Below are 22,772 nucleotides of genomic sequence, written 5' to 3'. Positions count from 1 at the left end.
CGTCCATTTCCAGCCAGCATAACACTCCTCCGTCTGAGGAGGCGCCACCTTGAGGTGCTTGACTCTTGGGAGTCTAAAACTAGAACAAAAATAGAACTTAGGAATGAGGGCATGTCCGGTTTTCGCGATGGCCGCCTGGCGGCTCTCAAGGCGAAGATCTCCGCGATCGAGGCGGGGGGACGGGTGGAATCCGAGTCCTTGCCGTTCGGGGCGGCCGCCCTGGACCGCTGCCTGTCGGGCGGCGGCTTGCCGTTGGGCCAGTGGCACGAGTTCTTCGGAGAGGGGATGGAGACCGAGACGGGCGCGTCTGCGGCGGCCTTTGCCGCCCTGGTCGCTGCGCCTCTGGCCCGTCGGGGTGAGGCGGTCTGGATCCTGCGGCGGGACGACCTCTTTGCGCCCGGCCTGATGGGGCTGGGGTTCCCGGTCGAACGCCTGATCCAGGTCTGCGCTCGGGACGAGGACGAAGCCCTGGCCGTGGCCGAGGACGCCCTTGCGACGGTGGGCGTCGCCGCCGTCTTCGCCGAGGTCGAGGCGGTGGACTTGACCGCCGGCCGCCGGCTGCAACTGGCCTGCGAGGCCCATGGCGCCACCGGCTTCGTCATCCGGCGGCGTCCCTTCGGCGGGATGGGCCGGAAGGGGACGGCGGGCTCGGCCGCCGCCACGCGATGGAAGATCACGCCTGCGGCCAGCGAACCTGGCCCGGGAGAGTTTGGCCTTGGCCCCCCGCGCTGGCGCGCGGAGCTGGAGCGTTGCCGCGGCGGACGGAGCGGCGCCTGGCTGATGGAGGCGAGCGCCGCCTATGTCTGGGAGGCCAAGAATGGCCCGCATCCTTTGCGCCTGGTCGCCGAACTGGGCGATCGCGAACTGGCGCCGCCGCAACGCCTGGCGAGCTGAACCCCGATCTCCCCCCGTTGGGGGAGGTGGATCGATACGAAGCATCGAGACGGAGGGGGCTGCGAAACAGACGACCCCCATCGCGGTAACCTCCCCTGGCGGGGAGGCCCCCTCCGTCAGCCGTTCGGCTGACAGCTCCCCCAGGGGGGGAGCATCTGGTTTCGCGCTGATCGAAACCGTCAAGAGCGTCCGTCGCCTCGCAGCGGTGGACAAGGCGGGGCGGAAGCTGGGCCTGTTCGCAGGGCAGAAGGTGACCGACGCCATGGCGCTGGTCCCGGGCCTTGCCACCGCCGAGGCCGAGCCGGAGGCCGACGCCGAGGCCCTGACCGCCCTGGCCGACTGGTCGGTGCGGTTTTCGCCGGCCGTCGCCGAGGATGCGTCGGACGGCCTATTCCTCGACATCAGCGGAGTCGACCACCTGTGGGGTGGCGAGGCGCAACTGGTGTCCGACTATCGGGCGCGACTGGCGGCCAACGGGATCTTCATGCGCTGTGCAGTGGCCGACACGCCGGGCGCGGCTTGGGCCTTCGCCCATTTCGGCAAGGGCGCGGAGATCATCGTCCCACCGGGCGGCCAGGCCGACCTGATGGCCTATCTGCCGCCGGCCGCCCTGCGCCTGGAGCCGGAAGCCGCCGCCCAGATGGAGCGGTTGGGCCTGCGGATGCTGTTCCAGATCCTCGGCATGCCGCGCGCGCCCCTGGCCCGGCGGTTCGGCCAGCACACCCTGATGCGGATCGACCAGGCCATGGGCCGGGCGAGCGAGGCCCTGACCTATCGGCGGCCGCCGCATCCCTGGTTCGCGCGCCTGGCCTTCTTCGAGCCGATCAGCGCCCTGGAAGACCTGCAGAGGGTGACGCGCGACGTCGCCGCCAAGCTCTGCGCCCGGCTGGAGCGGGAAGGACAAGGCGCGCGTCGCTATCGCATCGCCTTCCATCGGGTGGACGGTCAGGCCCTGCCGCTGGAAGTGGGGCTGGCCCTGGCGGCGCGCGACCCGGTCCGCATCGCCAAGCTCTTCGGCCCCAAGCTCGAGACCATCGACCCGGATTTCGGGATCGAGGTGGTCACCCTGGAAGCCGAGGAGGTGGAGCCCGTCGCCGGTCGCCAGGTCCGCCTGGACGCCAGCGCCGAGGCTGCGGTGGAGGATGGGCTGGCGCCGCTGGTGGACCGGCTCAGCAACCGCCTGGGCGAGGGCCGGGTCTGGAAGAGCGCGCCGGTGCAGAGCCACGTGCCAGAGCTGTCGGCCCGCCCCGCCGCGCCCCTGGCCCCGGTTCCGCCGCGCGCCTGGAACCCTGAGGCGCCTCGGCCCATGCGTCTCTTCCGCCAGCCCGAGCCGCTGGAGAACGTCATGGCCCTGACGCCGGACGATCCGCCCCGGCAGTTCCAGTGGCGCAAGCGCGTCCACCGCGTCCTGCACGCAGAGGGGCCCGAACGCATCGGCGAGGAATGGTGGCGGGGCGACATCGACGAGACCGACGTCCGCCATGTCCGCGACTATTACCGGGTCGAGGACCAGGAAGGCGCGCGCTTCTGGGTCTATCGCGAGGGGCTCTATGAGGCCGGTGCGCCGGCCCGCTGGTGGATGCACGGGGTGTTCGGATGACCCGCTACGCCGAGCTCCAGGCCACCACCAACTTCTCCTTCCTGCGCGGGGCCTCGCATCCCGACGAACTGGTCAGCGGGGCGGGGCTCCTAGGCATGGAGGCGATCGGCATCTGCGACCGCAACTCCCTGGCAGGGGTAGTGCGGGCCTGGTCGCAGGTCAATTTCCTCAAGGAGAACAACGGGCCGGAGGTCCGCGCCCTGACCGGCTGCCGGCTGGACTTCGCCGATGGATCACCCTCGCTGCTCTGTTACCCCTCCGATCGGGAAGCCTATGGCCGCCTGACCCGGCTGCTGACCATCGGCCAGCTTCGGGCCGAGAAGGGCGAGTGCGAGCTTCGCTGGGCCGATTTCCTGGACCACGCCCAGGGGCAGCTCGTCCTGGTAGTTCCGCCGAGCCATCTGGACGAGCGCTTCGAGGCGGACCTTATGCGCATCGCCGGCGAGCTGCGCGGCGACGTCTGGCTGGCGGCGGCCCGCGGCTACGGCCCGCGGGACCTGCACCGGCTGTCCAGGCTGGCGGCGCTGGCCGAGCGCTCCGGCGCGCGGATGGTCGCCACCAACGACGTCCTCTATCACGCCCCGGAACGACGGAACCTGCAGGACGTGATGACCTGCATCCGCGAGACCTGCACCATCCACGAAGCGGGCCTGCGGCTGGAGGCCAACGCCGAGCGGCACCTGAAGTCGCCGGCCGAGATGGCGCGCCTTTTCGCCCGCTTTCCCGGCGCCGTCGAACGTACGGTCGAGATCGCCGAGCGGGTGAAGTTCGACCTCTCCCAGCTTCGCTACGAGTATCCGGACGAGCCGGTGCCCCCCGGCAAGACGGCGATCCAGCATCTGAGCAAGCTCGCCTGGGACGGCGCCAAAAAGCGCTATCCCGATGGTGTGCCGGATAAGGTGAAAAACCTGCTCCGGATGGAGCTGAAGCTCATCAAGAAGCTGAAATATCCAAACTATTTCCTCACCGTCCACGATGTGGTGGTCGAAGCGCGGCGGCTAGGCATCCTCTGCCAGGGACGCGGGTCGGCGGCCAATTCCGTCGTCTGCTTCTGCCTGCACATCACTGCGGTGGATCCGACCAAGAAGGGCCAGGACCTGCTGTTCTCGCGCTTCATCTCCGACGAACGCGGCGAGCCTCCGGACATTGACGTCGACTTCGAGCACGCCCGCCGAGAGGAGGTGATGCAGTACGTCTATAGGCGATATGGCCGGCATCGGGCGGCGATCGTCGCCACCGTCATCCATTACCGTCCGCGGATGGCGATCCGCCAGGTCGGCAAGGCCCTGGGCCTGACCGAGGACATCACCGCGGCCTTGGCCAACACCGTCTGGGGAAGCTGGGGCGACGGAGTTCCCGACGACCACATCCGTCAAGCGGGCCTCGATCCGGCCAATCCCGAGATTCGCCGTGCCGTCACCCTGGCGACCCAGCTCCTGAGGTTCCCGCGCCACCTTTCCCAGCATGTGGGCGGCTATGTGCTCACCAAGCGCCGGCTGGACGAGACCGTACCTATCGGCAACGCCGCCATGAAGGACCGGACCTTCATCGAATGGGACAAGGACGACATCGACGCGCTGGGTCTGATGAAGGTCGACGTCCTGGCGCTCGGCATGCTGACCGCCCTGAAGAAGAGCTTCGACATGATCCCGGAGAGCGCTCTCGGGAAGAAGGTCATCGATATCGCCGACCTGCCGCAGGAGGATGCGGAGGTCTACAAGATGCTCTCGCGCGCGGACTCCATCGGGGTGTTCCAGGTCGAGAGCCGGGCGCAGATGTCGATGCTGCCGCGGCTGAAGCCCAGGGAGTTCTATGACCTGGTGATCGAGGTCGCCATCGTGCGGCCAGGCCCGATCCAGGGTGACATGGTCCATCCCTATCTGCGCCGACGGGAAGGTAAGGATCGGATCGACTATCCAAAGCCCAAGCCGCCGCACGACCCGAATGAGCTGAGAGACATCCTCCAGAAGACCCTCGGCGTGCCGCTATTCCAGGAGCAGGCCATGCGCTTGGCGATCACCGCGGCCGACTTCAGCGACGCCGACGCCAACCGGCTGCGGCGGTCGATGGCGACTTTCAAGAACCTCGGCAATGTCAGTGACTTCAGGGCGCGGTTCATCGACGGCATGGCCAATCGCGGCTACGAGCGGGAGTTCGCCGAGCGCTGCTTCAAGCAGATCGAGGGCTTCGGCTCCTATGGCTTCCCTGAAAGCCACGCCATCAGCTTCGCCTTGCTGGTCTACGCCTCTGCCTGGGTGAAACGGCATTGGCCGGACGCCTTCCTGGCCTCGCTGCTGAACAGTCAGCCCATGGGCTTCTACCAGCCGGCCCAACTGGTGCGGGACGCCCGCGAGCATGGTGTGGAGGTGCGCGGGCCGGACGTGCTGGCCAGCGATTGGGACTGCACTTTGGAGCCGGCGACCAAGCCAGGAGATCTGCGGGCGGTGCGGCTGGGCCTGCGCCAGATCAAGGGGTTCGGCGAGGAGGAGGCCAAGCGGCTGGTCGCCGCGCGTGAGGCCGGCGTCCGCTCGATCGAGGACTTCGCCGTCCAGGCGGGCCTCACCCGCCGGTCTCTGGAGCTGCTGGCCGAGGCCGACGCCTTCACCTCGCTGGGGCTCACCCGGCGCCAGGCCCTCTGGGCGGTGAAGGGCCTCGCCGACGAGGCCGGCAGCCTGAAGAACGCCCCGTTGCTGGCGGCCATGGGGGTGAAGGAACGCCAGGTGGAGCTGCCCCTGATGAGCCTGCCCCAGGAGGTTACCGAGGACTACCGGACCACCAGCCTGTCCCTGCGCGCCCACCCTTGTGGCTTCTTCCGCGAAAGCCTGGACAGCCTGGGTGCGGTGAAGGCCAGGGACCTGGCGAAGCTGCCTGACCGCAAGCTGGTCTCGGTCGGCGGTCTGGTGCTGGTGCGCCAGCGCCCCGGCACCGCCAAGGGTGTGACCTTCCTCACCCTGGAGGACGAGACCGGCGTCGCCAACATCGTGGTCTGGAAGGACGCCTTCGAGGCCAACCGCCGGCTGGTCATGACCTCGTCCTTCCTGGTGGTCCACGGTCAGATCCAGAGCGAAAGCAATGTGGTCCACGTGGTCGCCCGCCGCTTCACCGACCTCTCCCACCGCCTGGCCGAGATGAAGGAGGAGCCCGATGGCGTCGCGCCACAGATCCGCAACCGCGTGACCGGCCGCCTGATCCGTAGCCGGGATTTCCACTGATATCTTGACCGCCGGCCAAGGCCGCTAAATCCTCCCCCGCCGCTAAGGGGGAAGGCCAATGCTGCGTCTAGGTACGATCGTCTTCGGAGCCGCCGCCATCGCGAGCGCCGCCCATGCGCAGGCGCCCAAGGTCAAGGTGGAAAGCGGCGTGCTGGCCGGCGCCTCGACCGAGCGGGCGGACATCTTCCGCAACGTCCCCTACGCCGCCCCGCCGGTGGGCGACCTGCGCTGGGCGCCGCCCAAGCGGCCGCTGGCCTGGAGCAGCGAGCGTGACGCCACCACCAACGGCCCCTCCTGCCCGCAGAAGATGAACGAGGACGGCTCGCCCAACGAGGGCAGCGCCAACGGTCCGGTCAGCGAGGACTGCCTGCAGCTCAACGTCTTCGCACCCAAGGGGGCGAAGAAGGCGCCGGTCATGGTCTGGATCCATGGCGGCTCCCATCGAACGGGGGCTGGCTGGGTCTATGACGGCCAGAACTTCGCCCGCGACGGGGTCATCCTAGTGGCGATCAACTACCGCCTGGGCCCGCTGGGCTACTTCGCCCATCCCGCCATCACCAAGGCCGCCGGCAAGGCGCCGGTCGGCAACTATGGCCTGATGGACCAGATCGCGGCCCTGGAATGGGTCCAGCGCAACATCGCCGCCTTCGGGGGCGATCCTGCGAACGTCACCCTGTTTGGCGAGAGCGCCGGCGGCTCCAGCACCCTGGCGATCCTTGCCGCGCCCAAGGCCAAAGGCCTCTTCCAACGGGCGGCGGTGCAGTCGGGCGGCGGATGGTCGCCGCCTAAGACCCTGGCCGCCAAGGAGGCCGAGGGCCAGGCCGCCGCGACCAGGCTCGGCCTCGGCGACCAGCCGACGCTGGCGGGCCTGCGCGCGGTCCCGGCCGATCGGCTGATCGCGGAGACTTTGACCGGCGAATATGGCCCTTTCGTCGACGGCAAGCTGATGACCCGCACCCCGGCCCAGGCCTTCGCCTCGGGCCATGAGATCGATGTGCCGCTGATCATCGGGGCCAATTCGGGCGAGGACTCGCTGCTCGGCCGCAAGCTCGACGACCCGGCCCGCATGGTGGCGAACTTCGCCCCGAACCGGGCTCCTTACGAGGCAGAGGCGGCCAAGGGCGACGAGGCCGTCGTCCGCGCGGCCTTCGGCGACCGCTTCATGGTCGCTCCGGCTCGCTGGTACGCAGGCCAGGCCGCCGATGGCGCGCCGGCCTGGCTCTATCATTTCTCCTATGTAGGCTCGCGCTTTAGGCCATTCGGCATCACCACGGCCGCTCATGCTGCGGAGATCCAGTACGTCTTCGAATATTGGGGCCGCCGCACGCCCGAAAGCGCCGTCGCAGATGACGACCGGGCCATGGCCAGGCTGATGCACGGGTGCTGGGTCGCCTTCGCCAAGACCGGCGCGCCGACCTGCGACGCGGCATGGCCCGCCTATGATCCGGCGAAGGACGAGCTCGCCGAGTTCGGCGCGCAGAATGCGGTCCGGACGAATTTCCGCAAGCCGCAGCTCGACGCCCAGCAGGCCGCCGCCCTGCCAAGCCTTGCCTTGGACGCGAACTGAACGCCCGCGGCGGCGTTTGAGGACTCTGGCCTCTGCAGGGGAGTCTGAACCGATGGCCGCGCGTCCCACATGGCAGGGCTATCTGCGCCTGTCGCTGGTGAGCTGCCCGGTGGCGCTTTACACCGCGACTGCGCGTAGCGCCGATGTCTCGTTCAACATGCTGCACAAGCAGACCCACAACCGCATCCGGATGATCCCGACGGACCCGGAGACCGGACCCGTGGATCGCGCCGACATCGTCAAGGGCTACGAGATCGAGAAGGGGCGGTACGTCGTCGTCACCGACGACGAGATCAGGAACGTCCGCCTGGAAACCACGCGCACCATCGACATCGAGCGGTTTGTGGACGCCGACGAGATCGACCGGCTCTATTGGAACGATCCCTATTTCCTCACCCCCGACGGCGAGCTGGCGGCCGAGGCGTTCGGCGTCATCCGCGAGGCGATGGAGGGAGCTGGGAAGCTGGCCCTGGCCAGGGTGGTGATGCACCAGCGCGAACGGCTGATGGCGCTGGAGCCGCGGGACATGGGAATCCTCGCCTACACCCTGCGTAACAACAGGGAAGTCCGCGACCCGGCGGAGTACTTCGACCGGATACCCGACACCAAGGCCGACCCCAAGATGGTCGCCATCGCCGAGAAGATCATCGAGCAGCTCGAAGGCCCGTTCGATCCGAGCGAGTTCAACGACCGCTACGAGGATGCTCTGCGCAAGCTGATCGCAGAGAAGGAGGCTCACCACGGACGAACCGTGGCCGCCCCCGAGCCAAAGGAAGCGGAGGTCATCGACCTCATGGAAGCCCTGCGCCGCAGCCTGGGCGAGAGCGGCGGGGCGGGCAAGCGCCGCCCCGCAGAACGTCGCGCGCCCGCCAAGAAGAGCGCGGCGCGGAAGACGCCCGCTCGAAAGCGGGCGTCCTGATCGTTACTGGAACAGGCCCACGATCACCGAGGTGATGATGCCTGTGGCCGCCGCGGTCAGCACCACGTCGTTGTCGACACGGGTGTAGTAGTAGCCGCGGGGCGGGGGCGGCAGGTGATAGGTCCGGTAGTTGGTGATCCGATAGCGCTCGGCGCGATAGGCCGGCGGCAGGCGGTCGCCCCGGTTCCAGTAGCGATACTGGTAGCCCGGCGGTTTCTTGTAGGCCGCGGCGCGGTACTTGCGCTCGGCCTTGCGGACGTCCTTGTTGTATTGGCGCTCGGCCTTGTCCACCCGGCGATCGTACTGGCGCTCGGCCTTGGCTCGATCGTTGTTGTGGTAGGGCTGGGCGGAAGCGACGCCGGCGCTCGCCAGAATCGACAGGGCGACGGCGGCGGACAGGATTTTTTTCATGTCGGTCCTCAAAAACTCAAACACAGCCAGACCCTACGCCGGTGAGCTTGAGCCCTAGCTGAACCGTTCGGGTTGGCTGTCGTTCATGTTCACGGCGAAGCTAAGGCGCGATGTTTCAGCCCAGACGCTTGATCGCGGTCTCCAGTGACCGCTCGCTCTCGAAATAGTCGGCCCACGCGCTGGTCTTGGTGAGCAGGGCGGGGGTCGTGCGGATGGTGTAGCGCCGCGGATCGAGGCCTGCTCGCACCTGGGTCCAGTTGAGCGGGAAGGACACCGTGGCTCCATCCCGGGCGCGGGGCGAGAGCGGCGCCACCGCCGTCGAAAGTCGGTCGTTGCGCAGATAGTCCAGGAAAATGCGCCCGCCGCGCTTGGCCTTGGACATGTTGACGACGAAGCGTTCGGGCTCGTCCTTGGCCATGCGCTCGCACAATGTCTTCGCGAAAGCCTTGGCCGTCGGCCAGTCGAGTTCGCCCGTCGGCGGGGCGAGCGGGGTGACGACGTGGAGGCCCTTGCCACCGGTGGTCTTGCAGAACGCGATGAGGCCGACCGCCTCCAGATGGTCGCGCACGTCGCGGGCCGCTGCGATCACGTCATCGAAGGTGACGTCCGGCGCCGGGTCGAGGTCGAAGATCAGGCGGCCGGGCGTCTCCGGTTCGTGGGCCCGGCAGTTCCAGGGGTGGTATTCGCTGGCGCCGCTCTGGGCCAAGGCGGCCAGGGCCTCGGGCCGGTCGACCTGGATGTAGGGCTTGTGGTCGCCGAACACCTCGACCTGGGAGATGAGGTCGGAGGCTCCGGCGCCGGCGTGCCGCTGAAAGAACCGCTCGCCGTCGATCCCGTCGGGCGTGCGCACGATGGAGCAAGGCCGGCCCTCGATGTGCGGCATCATCCAGTCGGCTACGGCCTCCATGTATTGCGCCAGCTCGAGCTTGGTGACCGGCTCGTCGCTGTCGGCCGAGTTGGGCCAGAGCGGCTTGTCCGGATTGGAGATGGTCACGCCCATGACCACGGCCTGTCCCTTGCGCCGGGACGCGGCCGGCTTGGGCGTCGGCTCGGTGAGTTCGGCCTTTTCCGCGGGCATGGGTTCCTCCGCTTCGACGTCCTTGGCCGGCTTGTCCTCGCGCAGCCCCTTGAAGGAGGCCTGGCGAACATTGCCGTCGCCGGTGAATCCCGCGAACTCGATCTCGGCCACGAGTTCAGGCTTGGCCCAGGTAATGTCGCCCACCTTGCGAGGGGCGTTGGGACCGGTGAACGGGTTCTTGGTCGCCTTTACCGCTTCCAGCTTCGGCAGCAGCTTGCGGACGACCTCGCTGCCGAAGCCGGTGCCGACGCGGCCGACATAAACCAGCCCCTCATCGCGATAGACGCCGACCAGTAGCGAACGCATCCGCCCCTTCTCGCCGGTCCAGCCGCCGATCACCACCTCATGGCCGCCGCGGCACTTGGCCTTCATCCAGGCCTCGCCCCGGCCGGAGCGATACGGCGCGTCCAGCCTCTTGGAGACGATGCCTTCCAGCTCCAGCCGGCAGGCCGATTGCCAGACCGCATCGCCCGAGGTTTCGAAATGCTCGACATAGCGCAGGCGCGGTTCGTCCGCTCCCAGCAGCGCCTGCAGCTTCGCCTTGCGCTCCTTCAGGGGCAGGCCGCGGAGGTCGCGTCCATCGAGGAAAAGCAGGTCGAAGGCGAAATAGATCAGGTCCTCGCTGCGTCCGCCCGACAGCGCGGCTTGGAGTGCGGGGAAGTTCGGCTGTCCGTCCGCATCCAGGGCGACCGCCTCGCCATCGAGGATGCAGTCGGGCATCCCCTCCGCCGCCTTACCGATGGCGGCGAACTTCTTCGTCCAGTCGAGGCCCTTCCGCGTACGGATTATGGCCTTGCCGTCTTTCACCCGGATCTGCAGCCGATAGCCGTCGAACTTCACTTCGTGCGCCCAGCCGCCGCCGGGTGGCGGACGCGTCACGGACTTGCAGAGCTGCGGCTCGATGAAATCGGGCATGGCGGCGGCGACGCCCGCGGGGGCCGCATCGCGGGGCCGGGACTGCCAGACGCTGTCGGCCTTGCGCTGGCTGGCGGTCATGAACGGGGTGGGCGCCTTGCCCTTGCCGGCGGCGATGTCCTCCATCGAGCGGCCGGACGCGACGGATGACGCATTTTCCTTCAACAGGGCGTCGTCGTCCTCGTCACGAGCGAACTCGTCTCGGTGCTTGATGAGCAGCCAGTTGTTGCGGGCGCCGCCGTCCCGGTCGCGCTTCATCCGAACCAGCACGAAGCCGCCGTGCAGTCGCTCGCCCTGGAGCACGATCTTCAGGTCGCCCTTGGCGAGTCCGTCGTGGGCGTCGGTTCCCGGCTCGGGCGCCCAATAGCCCCGATCCCACAGCATGACCGAACCGCCGCCATACTGGCCCTTGGGAATGACGCCTTCGAAGTCGCCGTAGTCCAGCGGGTGGTCCTCGACCTCGACGGCCAGCCTACGCTCGTGGGGGTCTAGGGATGGTCCCTTGGTCACGGCCCAGGACTTGAAGACCCCGTCCAGCTCCAGGCGGAAGTCGTAGTGCAGCCTCGTCGCCGCATGCTTCTGGATCACGTAGCGCAGGTGTTGGGCCGGCTTCACCCTGGCCCGGCCGCTCGGCTCCGCCGTTTTGCTGAAGTCGCGCATCGACTGGTAGCGGGCGAGCTTGTTCGCCATAGAAGGGTCCCTCGGCGCTGCGCGCGTGATCGCCGCTGCGGGTTGCGGCGAGCGCGTTCACGAAGGCGTCCCGCCAGGCGGTGACGTCTTCGCGCTGGACGTTGTCGAAAAGAGCGCGCCAACGCTCGATTCGCTCCGCAAGCGGCATCGAGAGCGCCCGGTTGAGGGCCTCGGCGATCTCTTCGGGGCTGTTTGGGTTGACGATCAGGGCCTCGTGAAGCTGGTTCGCGGCGCCGGCGAACCGCGACAGCACCAGCACGCCCGGATCGTTCGGGTTCTGCGCCGCCACGAATTCCTTGGCCACGAGATTCATCCCGTCGCGCGAGGGCGTGACCAGCGCGACCTTGGCCGCGCGATAAACCCCCGCCAGCTCGTCGCGGCGGTAGTTGCGGTTCACGTAGCGGACCGGGTTCCAGTCGATGTCGGCGTACTCGCCGTTGATCCGGCCTGAAAGCGCATCCAACCGCGCGCGGATCTCCTGATAGGCCTCGACGCTCTCGCGGCTCAGCGGCGCGATCTGCAGGAACAGCACCTCGCGGCGGAGGTCCGGATGATCGGACAGCAACCGCTCGAAGCCCAGGAACCGCTCCTCCATCCCCTTGGAATAGTCCAGCCGGTCGACACCCACGATCATCTGCCGGAAGGCCGTGTGGGCGGCCATGACGTCATAGGTCCGCTGGGCCCGCGGGCTGCTGGCCAGCTCGGCGAACTCCTTGGCGTCGATGCCGATCGGGAAGGCCCCCGTCCGCAGCGGCCGACCGAAGGCGCGCAGCAGGCCATCGGCGGTGATGACGCCGTCGGCCTCGTTGAGCACGTACTCTTCGAAGGCCTGCTGGTACTCGGGGGTCTGGAAGCCGACAAGGTCATAGGCGAACAGGGCCTCGACCAGTTCCTTGTGGCGGGGCAGGGTGGTGATCAACTGGTGGGCCGGCCAGGGGATGTGGAGGAAGAAGCCGATCCGGTTCTTCACCCCCAGCTTGCGCAGTTCGAAGGCCAGGGGGATCAGGTGATAGTCGTGGATCCAGACGAGGTCGTCCGGTTCGATCAGCGGCCGCAGGGTCTCGGCGAAGCGGCGATTGACCCGCTGATAGCCCTCGTCGAACGACCGATCATAGGCGGTCAGGTCCTGGCGATAATGGAACAGCGGCCACAGGGTCTTGTTGGCATAGCCGTTGTAGTACTCGCTGAGGTCGGCCTCCTCGAGGTCGATGGTGGCGGTGGTCACCCCTTCGACCCGCTGCAGGTTCATGTGGCCGTTGAACTCGGTCACGGTCTTGCCGCTCCAGCCGAACCACAGGCCGGAATATTCCCGCAGCGCTGCGGCCAGGGCCATGGCCAGCCCGCCGACGGTCTCCTCGCCCTTGCCCGAGGGCGTCGTGACGCGGTTGGAAACGATGATGAGGCGGTTCATCGGGCCGCCTCCAGCCAGCTCAGCGCCGCCTCGACATTCTCCATGCGATAGATGGCGGTCGTGCGCCGCTGCGGTCCGACGAGTACGCCGTGCCCGCCAAGTTGGCGGACGGCGAAGAACCCATGCTCATCGGTGAGGTCGTCGCCGAGAAACACCGGCCGCGCGCCCTTGAACGGCGCCTCGGTCATGAAGGCGCGGATGGAGTCGCCCTTGCTGGCGCCAGGCGTGCGCAGCTCCATGACCATGTCGCCCGGCTGCAGGGTAAGGCCGGTGACCGTCGCCAGGCGTTCGGCCAGGCTGATGGCCTCGCGCGCCCGGTCGGGCGCCAGCCGGTAGTGGATGGTCAGGCTGAGAGCCTTGTCCTCGATGATGAGCCGTGGGTCGCTGGAGGCGAAATCGTTCAATGCGCTGCGGGCCGGGGCGATCCCGGGGTGGGGCGGGGCCTCGCCCACGACCCCGCGCGCGTCGCGGCGGATCAGGCCGTGGATGGCGGCGACGCACATGACCTTGCCTTCGAGGATCCGGTCGATGTCGTCCAAGGACCGGCCGCTGACCACGGCCAGCCTTCCGTGCAGGCGTTCGGCCAGGCGTTCGAGCAGCCCTGAGCGCCGCGGGTCGGGGCCTACGTCCTGCGGCCGCTCGACGATCGGCGCCAGTGTTCCGTCCAGATCCAGGAAAAGCGCTGCGCCTTCCAGTGTCAGGTGCGGGGGCTTTTCCAGCCCTATGCTCAGTTCTTCGATATCCATGCGCGCCTTTAAAGCCCCGCAGCGGATCGGGAACGTTCGACAGCGTGGTTTGATCCGGACGCGGGGCGCACTCAAAAATTCGCACACGATGGGGAAGCCCCATCGCGGGCTTGACGTTGCACGTTTGAACCGCGCTATGCGCGCAGGAACGCGGAATCTCGCGAAAAGGTGACCCCGAATGGCCGATCAACCGCTCGCCGACATGCTCGTCCTCTTTGGCGGTACGGGCGATCTCGCCCAGAGGATGCTGTTTCCGTCCCTCTACTTCCTCGACGCTGACGGCTTCCTGTCCGACAGCTTTGCGATCATCGCCACCGCCCGGACCGAGCTGGACCATGACGCCTTCATCGCGCAGGTGAAGGAAGCGGTGGCGGCCCGGGCGGAGGGGCTGGACGAAAAGGCCTGGAGCCGCTTCGAGAAGCGCCTGAGCTATGTGGTGGCCGACGCCACCAAGCCGGAGGGCGCAGCGACTCTCAAGGCGGCGATCGGCGATGGGCGCACGCCGATCTACTATCTCGCCGTCTCGCCCAGCATCTATGGCCGGGTGGCCGCGGCCCTGTCGGCCGCCGGGATGACCGGGCATGGAACGCGGATCATCCTGGAAAAGCCGATCGGGCGGGACCTTGAAAGCTCAAAGGTCACCAATGCGGCGGTGGCCGAGGCCTTCCCGGAGGAGAGCATCTTCCGGATCGACCACTACCTCGGCAAGGAGACCGTCCAGAACCTCCTGGCCCTGCGCTTCGCCAACACCCTGTTCGAACCGCTCTGGAACAATCTGACCATCGACCACGTCCAGATCACGGTGGCCGAGACCGAGGGCGTCGGCGACCGCTGGCCCTATTACGACGAATACGGCGCCCTGCGTGACATGGTGCAGAACCACATGCTGCAGCTCCTCTGCCTGGTGGCCATGGAGCCGCCGGCCGACATGGAGCCGGACAGCGTCCGCAACGAGAAGGTGAAGGTGCTGCGCTCGCTGCGGCCGGTCACCCGATCCGATGTCCAGACCGTCAGCGTGCGTGGCCAGTACACGTCCGGCGTCTCCAGCGGCCAGAGCGTGACGGGCTATGAAGCCGAGCGCGGCCAGCACTCGGACACAGAGACCTTCGTCGCCCTGCGGGTGGACATCGACAACTGGCGCTGGGCCGGCGTGCCTTTCTTCCTGCGGACCGGAAAACGCCTGCCCGAGCGCCGGACCCAGATCGCCATCCAGTTCAAGCCGGTGCCGCACTCGATCTTCGACGACGCGGCCAGGGAGGACCTGGCGGCCAACCGGCTGGTCATCGATCTGCAGCCGGACGAGGACATCGAACTGCTCTTGATGAACAAGGCCCCGGGCCTGGCCGAGCGCGGCATGCGGTTGCAGTCCCTGCCGCTCTCGCTGTCCCTGGCCAAGGCCTATTCCGGTCCCAACGCTCGGCGGCGGATCGCCTATGAGCGGCTGATCCTGGACGTCATCCAGAACAACAGCACGCTCTTCGTCCGCCGCGACGAGGTCGAACGCGCCTGGGAGTGGGTGGACGGGGTGGCCGACGCCTGGCGGGAATCGAACATGACGCCCAAGCCCTACGCCGCCGGAAGCTGGGGCCCTGCGGGGGCCTTCGCCCTTATCGAGCGGTCCGACCGGGCCTGGTACGACTAGCCGACGTCCAGCCGGAAGCAGCGCCGTTCGCCGGTCTCGCAGTCGGTGATCTCGACCTCACCCTCGTGCGCGAGATCGGCGAATTCCAGCGCCGCGTCCTCGAAGCTGGCGCCGAGCACTTCATAGGTCGCCCCGGACAGGGCGCGGGCTTCGAAGCGATGAACGTCTTGAGTCGCATGGAACATGGGCGGTCCCTTTCAGCGTCGCCCAACAGGAATCCATGATTCGCCAAAAGGATTCAGCGCACCGACGTCCAGGGCTTCGAAAGCATGGTTGCGCAGTTGATCAGCCCGACCAGCGAATAGGTCTGCGGATAGTTGCCCCACAGTTCGGCGCCGTCGAAGGCGATGTCCTCCGACAGGAGGCCCGCTGCCGTGCGTCGCTCGAGCATCTCCTTGAAGAGGCGCCTGGCCTCCTCGGTGCGGCCGGAGAGGTGCATGGCCTCGATGAGCCAGAAGGTGCAGATATTGAAGGCGGTCTTCGGCTCGCCGAAGTCGTCGGGGATGGCGTAGCGCAGCATGTACGAGCCGCGGCGCAGGCCCTTCTCCACGGCCGCGATGGTGGCGGCCATGCGGGGGTCGTCGGGCTTCACGAACCGGACGTCGACCAGTTGCAGCAGGCTGGCGTCGAGCTCGTCCCCGCCGAAGGTCGCGGCGAAGCGGCCCAGCTTGGCGTTCCAGGCGCGGTCCTCGATGGCCGCGCGGACCTTGGCGGCGCGATCGTTCCAGTGGGCTGCGCGCTCCAGCAGGCCGAGCCGCTCCGCGGCGTTGCCCAGCCGGTCGCACGCGGCCCAGCACATCACCGCCGAATAGGTGTGGATGTTCTCCCGGCCGCGGAATTCCCAGAGGCTGGCGTCGGGTTCGTCGTGCAGTTCGAAGGCCCGCTCGCCCACTGGTTCGAGCTGGTGGAAATCCGCCACCGAGGCGGGCCGCAGCAGGCGCTCGTCGAAGAAGGCCTGAACGGTGGAAAGGATGATCTGGCCGTAGACGTCGTGCTGCAGGTGTTCGTGCGCCTGGTTGCCGATGCGGACCGGTCCCATGCCGCGATAGCCCGGCAGATGCTCGGCGAACCGTTCGGTGAGGGAAGGCTCCATGCCGACTCCGTAGAGCGGCTGGATGTGGCCGCCGGCGGCGCAATCCACGATGTTCCGCAGATAGCCCAGGTAGTTTTCCAGGATATCGGCGGCGCCCAGCCGGTTCAGCGCCTGGACCACGTAGTAGGCGTCGCGGAGCCAGCAGTAGCGGTAGTCCCAGTTGCGGCCGCTGCCGGCGTGCTCGGGGATCGAGGTGGTCAGGGCCGCGACGATCGCGCCGGTCTCCTCGTGGGCGCAGAGCTTGAGGGTGATGGCCGATCGGATCACCGCTTCCTGCCATTCCAGCGGGATCGAGAGGGTGCGCACCCAATGGCGCCAATAGGCCGTGGTCTCCTTCAGCATCCGCTCGCAGGTGGCGGCGAGGTCCGCGTCGAAGCCCTCGTCCGGGCCGAGGAACATCGAGAACGGCTCCTCCAGGCGGAAGGCGCGCTCGGCCAGCAGGTGCGAGACGGCCGCGTCGGTGGTCAGCCGCAGCGTCGTGGCCCCGCCCACGAAGCGGATGTGGTTGGAGCCGGAGGTGCGGTCCGCCGGCCGCTCGCCCCAGTTTATCATCGGCCGGGTGCGAACCCTGACCCGGGCCACGCCGACCAGCGGTCGAACCATCCGAATGAACGCCATCGGGCGATAGATTCTGCCGAACTGCCGATAGCGGGGGCAGAAGTCGAGGACCTGGACGACCGCGCCATCGGCGTCGGTGATCTCGGTCGACAGGATGGGCGTGTTGCGCAGATAGCTCTGCCGGACGCTGGCCTGGTTCTCGACCTCGACGCTCCAGAACCCGTGCGTATCGGGATTTTCGGTCGGATCGTCGGAAAGCAGGGTGGCGAACATCGGGTCGCCGTCCACCCGCGGCGCACAGGCCCATACGAGACGGCCCGCCCGATCGACGAGTCCGCTGGCCGCACAATTGCCGATCGGAAAGAGGTCAAGGTTCTGGGTCATGTGGCAGGAATTCCCGACAAGCTTGCAGGTTCTCTGCGATGAGCGCTTCCCGGCAAGGTTGTTTCCGAATCGGGCCGCAGGGGAAACATTCGCCTAGGATCAGGATTTGGCGATATTGCGCCCCGGAGCGAAAGTGAGGCCGATGATCCGAGCCCGCCGCGCCAGAATCGTAGCGACCCTGGGCCCCGCCAGCCAGGAAGCTGGTCGCGTCGCCCAGCTCGCCGCCGCCGGAGCCGACGTGTTCCGCGTCAACTTCAGCCACGGCCTGCACGACGACCATGCCCGCACCATCGCCAATGTGCGCGCGGCCGAGGCCCATGTCGGCCGCCCCCTGGCGGTGCTCGCCGATCTGCAGGGGCCGAAGATTCGGCTGGGTGAGTTCGCCGACGGAACGGTCAGGCTGAAGGTCGGGCAGGACTTCCGCCTCGATGTCTCGGGGGAGCCGGGCGACTCCTCGCGGGTAGGCGTGCCGCTGGCCGAGGTGTTCAGCGTGCTGCGGCCCGGCTCCGACATCCTGCTCGACGACGGCAAGGTGCGGCTGCGGGTCCGCCGCAACGGCCCGGGCTTCGCCGAGACTGAGGTGCTGGTGGGCGAGCAACTCTCCGATCACAAGGGCTTGAACCTGCCGGGCCACGCGATCCCCATCCCCGCCCTGACCGCCAAGGATCGCGAGGACCTTGCCTTCGCCCTGAAGCAGAATGTCGACTGGGTGGCGCTGTCCTTCGTGCAGCGCGCCTCGGACATGGCCGAGCTGCGGCAGATCGTGCAGGGCCGCGCCGCCGTGCTCGCCAAGATCGAGAAGCCGGCCGCCCTCGACGCTCTCGATGAAATCCTCGACCTCTGCGACGGGGTCATGGTCGCGCGTGGAGACCTGGGCGTGGAGCTCAATCCCGAGGACGTGCCGGTGGTGCAGAAGTCGCTGATCCGGTCCGCCCGCACTCGCGGCATCCCGGTGATCGTCGCCACCCAGATGCTCGAGTCGATGATCCACGCGCCGACCCCGACCCGGGCCGAGGCCTCGGACGTGGCCGGCGCGGTCTACGAGGGGGCGGACGCGGTGATGCTGTCGGCGGAGACGGCGGCCGGCGACTATCCGGTGGAGGCGGTCACGATCATGAACCGCATCCTGACCCGCGTGGAACAGGACCCGCGCTGGCCCGAGCTGATGCGGGCGGAATATCCGGTGGACGATGCGGACGCCGACGCCCTGGTGGCCGCCGCCAGCCGTGCGGCCCAGGCGACCCCGACCGCCTGCATCGTGGCCTTCACCACCACCGGCCAGACCGCCCTGCGGCTCGCGCGCGAGCGGCCCCTGCAACCGATCATGGCGCTGACGCCGCATCACCACACAGCCCGCAGGCTCGCCCTGGTCTGGGGTGTCGAGACGCGGCTGACGCCAGACATATCCGACCCCGAAGACCTCGCTCGCCTCGCGGTGGAGCAGGCCGTGAGCGCCGAACTCGCCCGGCCCAACCAGCGGGTGATCATCCTGGCCGGCCTGCCCATGGGCTCGCCGGGAGCTGCGAACATCCTGCGGATCGCGCACGCGCCGAAACATTAGAGGGCTGGACTAATTCATAACTATTGGGTTATAGATCTGACCTATAACTGATTGGCTATGGATATGCCCGACGCCCACGACCTGCTCTTCCGAACCCTGGCCGATCCGACCCGGCGGGCGATCTTCGAGCGGCTCTGCCGCGATGGGGAACAGACCGTCGGCGCGCTGACGACCCATGCCGGCGTCTCACAGCCCGCGGTTTCAAAGCATCTGGGCCTGCTGAAACAGGCCGGCCTCGTGAGGGACCGGCACGAGGGCCGCCAGACCCACTACAGCGCCCAACTCGGCGCCCTTGCGCCCCTGGTCGACTGGACGAGCCGGATGACCGGTTTCTGGCAGGATCGGTTCGACGATCTCGAAGATCTGCTCAAGAGGATGGACCAATGACTGACACCGCAACCGAAACCCTTTCCGTGGTGATCGAACGCGATCTCGCCCACCCGGCGGAGAAGATCTGGCGCGCCCTGACGCAGCCGCACCTGATGGCGGAGTGGCTGATGAAGACCGATTTCGAGCCGCAGAAGGACCGCGGTTTCAGCTTCCAGGCGGAATGGGGCTCGGTCGAATGCCGCGTGCTGGAAATCGAGGCGAACCGGACGCTCGCCTATAGCTGGGACGCCAACGGGCTGAAGAGCGTTGTCACCTGGACGCTGACGCCCACCGGCGCTGGAACGCACCTGCGCATGGAACAGGCCGGCTTCCGGCCCGACCAGCCGCAGTTCCTCGGGGGCGCGCGCGCCGGCTGGCCGCGGTTCTTCGACAATCTCGAACACGTGCTGGCCAAGGCCGCCTGAAAGGCTCGCCGGGGCTAGACGACCTTGACCGGGATGCCTGTGCGGCCCCGGCCCTGGACGTCGACCCTGCGGCCGGCGCGCTCGAAGCCGAGGTCGACGGTCTCGTCGCCGATGCGCAGACCGTCGACGGTCAGCCAGTCGACGCCGTTGGGCAGGTGCGGATCGGAAACCCGCACCTCCCGGTTCCAGCCATCGACATTCACGCCCAGGCAGGCCTGAAGCATCATGAACACCGAGCCGGCGGCCCAGGCCTGGGGCAGGCAGGCGACGGGATAGGCTACGGGCGGCTCGCCGGCCATCCGCGGGAAGCCGCAGAACAGTTCGGGCAGCCGCATCTCGAAGGTGTTGGCGGTCTCGAAGAGTCCGGAGGTGAGGCTCAGCACCCCGTCGCGCTCCCCATAGCGGGCCAGGCCCAGGGCGCAGACGGCGGTGTCGTGCGGCCAGACCGAGCCGTTGTGATAGCTCATCGGATTGAAGCGCGGCTCGCCCACGGCCAGGGTGCGCAGGCCCCAGCCGGAGTCGAAGGACGAGGACAGCAGTCGCTGGGCCACTTTTTTGGCCCGCTCCGCGCTTGGCAGGCCGGAGAACAGCAGGTGGCCGGGATTGCTGCCCAGCACCCGGCAGAGCTCGCCCTCCCCGTCGATGGCGATGCCGTAATAGCCGAGGTCCTCCATCCAGAACCGCCGCTCGACAGCCTCACGGATCTGTTCGGCGCGCGCGGCCCAGCGGGCGGCGTTGTCCTGGTCGCCGCGATGGTGGGCCAGCTTGGCCATGGCCCGATAGGCGGCGAAGGCGTAGCCCTGGACCTCGACCAGGGCGATAGGCCCGTTCGGAAACCGTCCGTCGGCGTGGAAGACGCTGTCCTCGCTGTCCTTCCAGCCCTGGTTGGCGAGGCCGGACTCACGGCCGCGCTTGTAGTCGATCAGGCCGTCCCCATCGGAATCCCCATAGGCGTCGATCCAGTGGATGGCCCCCATCAGGGCCGGCCACAGGTCGTCGATCAGGGCGAGGTCGCGGGTTCGCTCGGCATAGGCGCCGGCCAGGGCTACGAAGAGGGGCGTGGTGTCGACCCCGCCGTAATAGCGTGCGAAGGGCACCTCCCCCATGGCCGGCATCTCGCCCTTGCGGGTCTCGTGCATGATCTTGCCGGGGGCCGAGTCGCGGAAGGCCGAGACTTCCTCGGCTTGGTGGGCGGCCAGATAGGTGAGCACGCCGCGGGCCAGCGACGGGTCGAACCACAGGATCTGCCAGGCGGTGATGATGGCGTCGCGACCGAAGGCGGTGGAGAACCAGGGGATGCCCGCGTAGGGGTAGGGGCCGGTCTCCATGCGCGTGGTCAGAAGGGCCAGGTCGGCCCGCGACTTCTCCACCCACTCGTTGAACAGGCGCCCGGAGGTCTTCAGCCGCGCGCCATGCCGGCGGCGGGCGCGCATGTCCCAGCGGGCGCGGGCGGCGGCGTAGCGGAACCGCTCGCGGCTGGGGGTTACGCCGCTGGTCGCGCCGACCTCTAGATACAGCTCGAGCCGGCCCTCTGGCTGCAGCGAGTACATGTAGTCGGCGCGATGGCTGCTGATCCGGCCCGGCGGGTCGGAGAACGAGATGACGCTCGCGCGCTCCACCTGGTCGAGGCCCTCGTAGCAGAACCGCACGCTGCGGCCGTTGACCTCCGGCGCATGCAGGTAGCCGCGTTGGCGCCGGTGCAGGCCGCGCACCTCGAACATGTCGCGGAAGTCCGCGCCGAACTCCACCGAGAGGGGGATCAGGACCACGTCGCGGCTGTAATTGACGCAGCAGATCCGCTCGTAGAGCCGCTCTTCCCAGAGGAACCGCTTGCGTTCCACGTGCAGGACGCCGGGCGGGCCCATCGGGCCGCCCGGATAGGGCAAGGCCTGGTTCGCGCCATGCGAGGTGAAGAAGACGTTGTCCTGGGCGATGGCGGCCGAGAGCAGCGACGGCGGCCGGCTGCCGATGAACACCCTGAAGGTCGACAGAATCCGCGTATCGTTGTGGAAGAGACCGTCGCTGGCGCCGAGGATGTCGCCGAAGGCGTCGGCCACCACGAAGGTGTCCTTGTCCTTCAGAGCGAACAGGCGATAGGGAACCCTCGGCTCGCCCGTTTCACCAGCCTCGACCGGCGCGTCTGGCGCCGGAGCGATATCGTCCATCTGTCCCTGCCTCAGGCGTTCGCGACAAGCGCGACGCCCCGTTCCGGACGGGCCGTTCCGAGGCCGGCATAGAGGTCAAGATAGCGCCGGGCCATGGCGACCGCGGAGAATCGTTCGTTGAATCTGCGCCTTACCTCGCGCCGGTTCAAGCTGAGCACTCGGGGGAGGGCGGCGACGGCCTCGTCTTCGTCGGCGACGATGGCGCCGGTCAGGCCGGACTCGACGACCTCCGGCACCGAGCCGCAGCCATAGGCGAGCACCGGCGTGCCGCAGGCCATGGCCTCTATCATCACCAGGCCGAAGGGCTCGGGCCAGTCAATGGGGAACAGCAGGGCCTCGGCGCCGCCCAGGAAGGCGGACTTCTGCTCATCGCCGATCTCGCCGATGAACTCGACCAGGGTCTCGCCTGCCAGCAACGGAGCGATCTTTTCCTCGTAGTAGCGGGCGTCCACGGCGTCCACCTTGGCCGCGATCTTCAGCGGCCGCCCGGTGCGCTTGGCCAGGGCGATCGCGCGGTCCGGCCGTTTCTCCGGCGAGATGCGGCCGAGAAAGGCGAGGTAGCCGCCAGGCTCGTAGCTCGGTTGGTAAAGGTCGGCCTTCACCCCGTGGTGCACGGTCCCAGCCCAGTTGGCGAAGGTGACGGGCAGGCGCTGGGAATCCGAGATCGAGACGAGGGGATACTGCTTCCAGCGCCAGTAGACGCCGGGCAGGTCCTTCAGGTCCAGGCGGCCGTGCAGAGTGGTGATCGTCTTGTCCGCCATGTCCTCAAAAAACGGGAAGTGGATCATGTCGGTGTGGAAGTGGATGACGTCGAACTCGTCGGCGCGGCGGCGCAGGTCCCACAGCATGGACATGTGCGCAGCCAAATCCGATTTCAGCGGCGCCGGATCGAGCCTGATCGCTTGATCGCGCACCTTCACGAGGGTGGCGGCGGTCCTCGCCTCGGCGGTCGCGAACAGCGTCACATCATGGCCCAGCTCGACGAGGGCGTCGGTCAGATGGGCGACGACCCTCTCAGTCCCCCCATAAAACCGCGGCGGCACGGCTTCGTAGAGCGGCGGGACTTGAGCGATACGCATAACGCTGCCTCCTCTGGGGGTTGAAGATGCGCCGCGGCGCCTGGCTCGCGCGC

The 22,772-nt window shown here is 68.0% G+C and carries 16 protein-coding genes and 1 pseudogene; 9 read left to right on the top strand and 8 right to left on the bottom strand.

Features of this window, described 5'->3' with window-relative positions; genetic code table 11:
- Window positions 1-111: 111 nt before the first annotated feature.
- From ABID41_RS07235 to ku, 5 genes are read left to right on the top strand one after another with little or no spacing between them, the layout of a single operon-like run.
- On the top strand, window positions 112-894 hold the full coding sequence (locus ABID41_RS07235) for an ImuA family protein (protein WP_331932559.1): 783 nt from the start codon (window positions 112-114) through the stop codon (window positions 892-894).
- Window positions 818-2,494 carry a Y-family DNA polymerase gene (locus ABID41_RS07230; protein ID WP_435529980.1) on the top strand — a complete coding sequence of 559 codons (1,677 nt, stop codon included), beginning with the start codon at window positions 818-820 and terminating at the stop codon, window positions 2,492-2,494. Before ABID41_RS07235 ends, ABID41_RS07230 begins: the two co-directional genes overlap by 77 nt.
- Window positions 2,491-5,706 (top strand): error-prone DNA polymerase, encoded by a 3,216-nt coding sequence (locus tag ABID41_RS07225; protein ID WP_354297364.1) that lies wholly within the window; start codon window positions 2,491-2,493, stop codon window positions 5,704-5,706. The genes ABID41_RS07230 and ABID41_RS07225 overlap by 4 nt, the downstream gene beginning before the upstream one ends.
- 58 nt (window positions 5,707-5,764) lie before the next feature.
- Window positions 5,765-7,273 (top strand): carboxylesterase/lipase family protein, encoded by a 1,509-nt coding sequence (locus tag ABID41_RS07220; RefSeq protein WP_354297363.1) that lies wholly within the window; start codon window positions 5,765-5,767, stop codon window positions 7,271-7,273.
- A gap of 52 nt (window positions 7,274-7,325) precedes the next feature.
- Window positions 7,326-8,192, top strand: a complete 867-nt coding sequence (ku, locus tag ABID41_RS07215; protein ID WP_331929838.1) for a non-homologous end joining protein Ku — start codon at window positions 7,326-7,328, stop codon at window positions 8,190-8,192.
- Window positions 8,193-8,195: 3 nt separating this feature from the next.
- Here ku and ABID41_RS07210 read toward each other — a convergent pair whose 3' ends face one another.
- From ABID41_RS07210 to otsB, 4 genes and pseudogenes are all read right to left on the bottom strand, one after another.
- On the bottom strand, window positions 8,196-8,603 hold the full coding sequence (locus tag ABID41_RS07210) for an RcnB family protein (protein ID WP_331929836.1): 408 nt from the start codon (window positions 8,601-8,603) through the stop codon (window positions 8,196-8,198).
- Between the two features lie 115 nt (window positions 8,604-8,718).
- Window positions 8,719-11,286: a DNA ligase D gene (ligD, locus tag ABID41_RS07205; RefSeq protein ID WP_331929834.1), complete on the bottom strand. Its 2,568-nt coding sequence runs from the start codon at window positions 11,284-11,286 to the stop codon at window positions 8,719-8,721.
- 106 nt (window positions 11,287-11,392) lie between these two features.
- Window positions 11,393-12,697, bottom strand: a pseudogene (locus ABID41_RS07200) (alpha,alpha-trehalose-phosphate synthase (UDP-forming)); the annotation flags it as partial.
- Window positions 12,694-13,443 (bottom strand): trehalose-phosphatase, encoded by a 750-nt coding sequence (gene otsB / locus ABID41_RS07195; RefSeq protein WP_331929832.1) that lies wholly within the window; start codon window positions 13,441-13,443, stop codon window positions 12,694-12,696. The gene otsB and the pseudogene ABID41_RS07200, both read right to left, overlap by 4 nt.
- Window positions 13,444-13,621: 178 nt before the next feature.
- On the opposite strand from otsB, the gene zwf reads away from it, so the two are divergent.
- Window positions 13,622-15,085 carry a glucose-6-phosphate dehydrogenase gene (gene zwf, locus ABID41_RS07190; RefSeq protein ID WP_331929830.1) on the top strand — a complete coding sequence of 488 codons (1,464 nt, stop codon included), beginning with the start codon at window positions 13,622-13,624 and terminating at the stop codon, window positions 15,083-15,085.
- Here the strand turns inward: zwf and ABID41_RS07185 are convergent.
- Both ABID41_RS07185 and ABID41_RS07180 read right to left on the bottom strand, forming a co-directional pair.
- A complete protein-coding gene (locus ABID41_RS07185) occupies window positions 15,082-15,270 on the bottom strand; it encodes a DUF5961 family protein (protein ID WP_331929828.1) in 189 nt (62 codons plus the stop codon). The genes zwf and ABID41_RS07185 overlap by 4 nt on opposite strands.
- Before the next feature lie 53 nt (window positions 15,271-15,323).
- The gene (locus ABID41_RS07180) at window positions 15,324-17,120 is read right to left on the bottom strand and encodes a glycoside hydrolase family 15 protein (protein WP_414695923.1); all 1,797 of its coding nucleotides are present in this window, start codon (window positions 17,118-17,120) and stop codon (window positions 15,324-15,326) included.
- Between the two features lie 142 nt (window positions 17,121-17,262).
- On the opposite strand from ABID41_RS07180, the gene pyk reads away from it, so the two are divergent.
- The 3 genes from pyk to ABID41_RS07165 all read left to right on the top strand — a co-directional run bounded on the left by pyk (window position 17,263) and on the right by ABID41_RS07165 (window position 19,475).
- Window positions 17,263-18,681, top strand: coding sequence for a pyruvate kinase (pyk, locus tag ABID41_RS07175; RefSeq protein WP_331929826.1), 1,419 nt, complete (start codon window positions 17,263-17,265; stop codon window positions 18,679-18,681).
- A 63-nt stretch (window positions 18,682-18,744) separates the two neighbouring features.
- A complete protein-coding gene (locus tag ABID41_RS07170) occupies window positions 18,745-19,068 on the top strand; it encodes an ArsR/SmtB family transcription factor (RefSeq protein WP_331929825.1) in 324 nt (107 codons plus the stop codon).
- Window positions 19,065-19,475 (top strand): SRPBCC family protein, encoded by a 411-nt coding sequence (locus ABID41_RS07165; protein WP_354297362.1) that lies wholly within the window; start codon window positions 19,065-19,067, stop codon window positions 19,473-19,475. Before ABID41_RS07170 ends, ABID41_RS07165 begins: the two co-directional genes overlap by 4 nt.
- A gap of 14 nt (window positions 19,476-19,489) precedes the next feature.
- Here the strand turns inward: ABID41_RS07165 and ABID41_RS07160 are convergent, their stop codons facing one another.
- Both ABID41_RS07160 and ABID41_RS07155 read right to left on the bottom strand, forming a co-directional pair.
- Window positions 19,490-21,640 (bottom strand): amylo-alpha-1,6-glucosidase, encoded by a 2,151-nt coding sequence (locus ABID41_RS07160; protein ID WP_331929821.1) that lies wholly within the window; start codon window positions 21,638-21,640, stop codon window positions 19,490-19,492.
- An 11-nt stretch (window positions 21,641-21,651) separates the two neighbouring features.
- Window positions 21,652-22,719, bottom strand: coding sequence for a glycosyltransferase family 4 protein (locus ABID41_RS07155; RefSeq protein ID WP_331929819.1), 1,068 nt, complete (start codon window positions 22,717-22,719; stop codon window positions 21,652-21,654).
- Window positions 22,720-22,772 lie beyond the last annotated feature (53 nt).

The sequence above is a fragment of the Phenylobacterium koreense genome (genome assembly GCF_040545335.1).
Classification (GTDB): Bacteria; Pseudomonadota; Alphaproteobacteria; order Caulobacterales; family Caulobacteraceae; genus Phenylobacterium; species Phenylobacterium koreense.
This window is presented reverse-complemented; position numbering and strand designations above follow the sequence as displayed.

Coding starts and splice junctions, on each gene's coding strand:
- ABID41_RS07235 (WP_331932559.1), top strand. CDS start 112: ATGTCCGGTTTTCGCGATGGCCGCCTGGCGGCTCTCAAGGCGAAGATC.
- ABID41_RS07230 (WP_435529980.1), top strand. CDS start 818: ATGGCCCGCATCCTTTGCGCCTGGTCGCCGAACTGGGCGATCGCGAAC.
- ABID41_RS07225 (WP_354297364.1), top strand. CDS start 2,491: ATGACCCGCTACGCCGAGCTCCAGGCCACCACCAACTTCTCCTTCCTG.
- ABID41_RS07220 (WP_354297363.1), top strand. CDS start 5,765: ATGCTGCGTCTAGGTACGATCGTCTTCGGAGCCGCCGCCATCGCGAGC.
- ku (WP_331929838.1), top strand. CDS start 7,326: ATGGCCGCGCGTCCCACATGGCAGGGCTATCTGCGCCTGTCGCTGGTG.
- ABID41_RS07210 (WP_331929836.1), bottom strand. CDS start 8,603: ATGAAAAAAATCCTGTCCGCCGCCGTCGCCCTGTCGATTCTGGCGAGC.
- ligD (WP_331929834.1), bottom strand. CDS start 11,286: ATGGCGAACAAGCTCGCCCGCTACCAGTCGATGCGCGACTTCAGCAAA.
- otsB (WP_331929832.1), bottom strand. CDS start 13,443: ATGGATATCGAAGAACTGAGCATAGGGCTGGAAAAGCCCCCGCACCTG.
- zwf (WP_331929830.1), top strand. CDS start 13,622: ATGGCCGATCAACCGCTCGCCGACATGCTCGTCCTCTTTGGCGGTACG.
- ABID41_RS07185 (WP_331929828.1), bottom strand. CDS start 15,270: ATGTTCCATGCGACTCAAGACGTTCATCGCTTCGAAGCCCGCGCCCTG.
- ABID41_RS07180 (WP_414695923.1), bottom strand. CDS start 17,120: ATGACCCAGAACCTTGACCTCTTTCCGATCGGCAATTGTGCGGCCAGC.
- pyk (WP_331929826.1), top strand. CDS start 17,263: ATGATCCGAGCCCGCCGCGCCAGAATCGTAGCGACCCTGGGCCCCGCC.
- ABID41_RS07170 (WP_331929825.1), top strand. CDS start 18,745: ATGCCCGACGCCCACGACCTGCTCTTCCGAACCCTGGCCGATCCGACC.
- ABID41_RS07165 (WP_354297362.1), top strand. CDS start 19,065: ATGACTGACACCGCAACCGAAACCCTTTCCGTGGTGATCGAACGCGAT.
- ABID41_RS07160 (WP_331929821.1), bottom strand. CDS start 21,640: ATGGACGATATCGCTCCGGCGCCAGACGCGCCGGTCGAGGCTGGTGAA.
- ABID41_RS07155 (WP_331929819.1), bottom strand. CDS start 22,719: ATGCGTATCGCTCAAGTCCCGCCGCTCTACGAAGCCGTGCCGCCGCGG.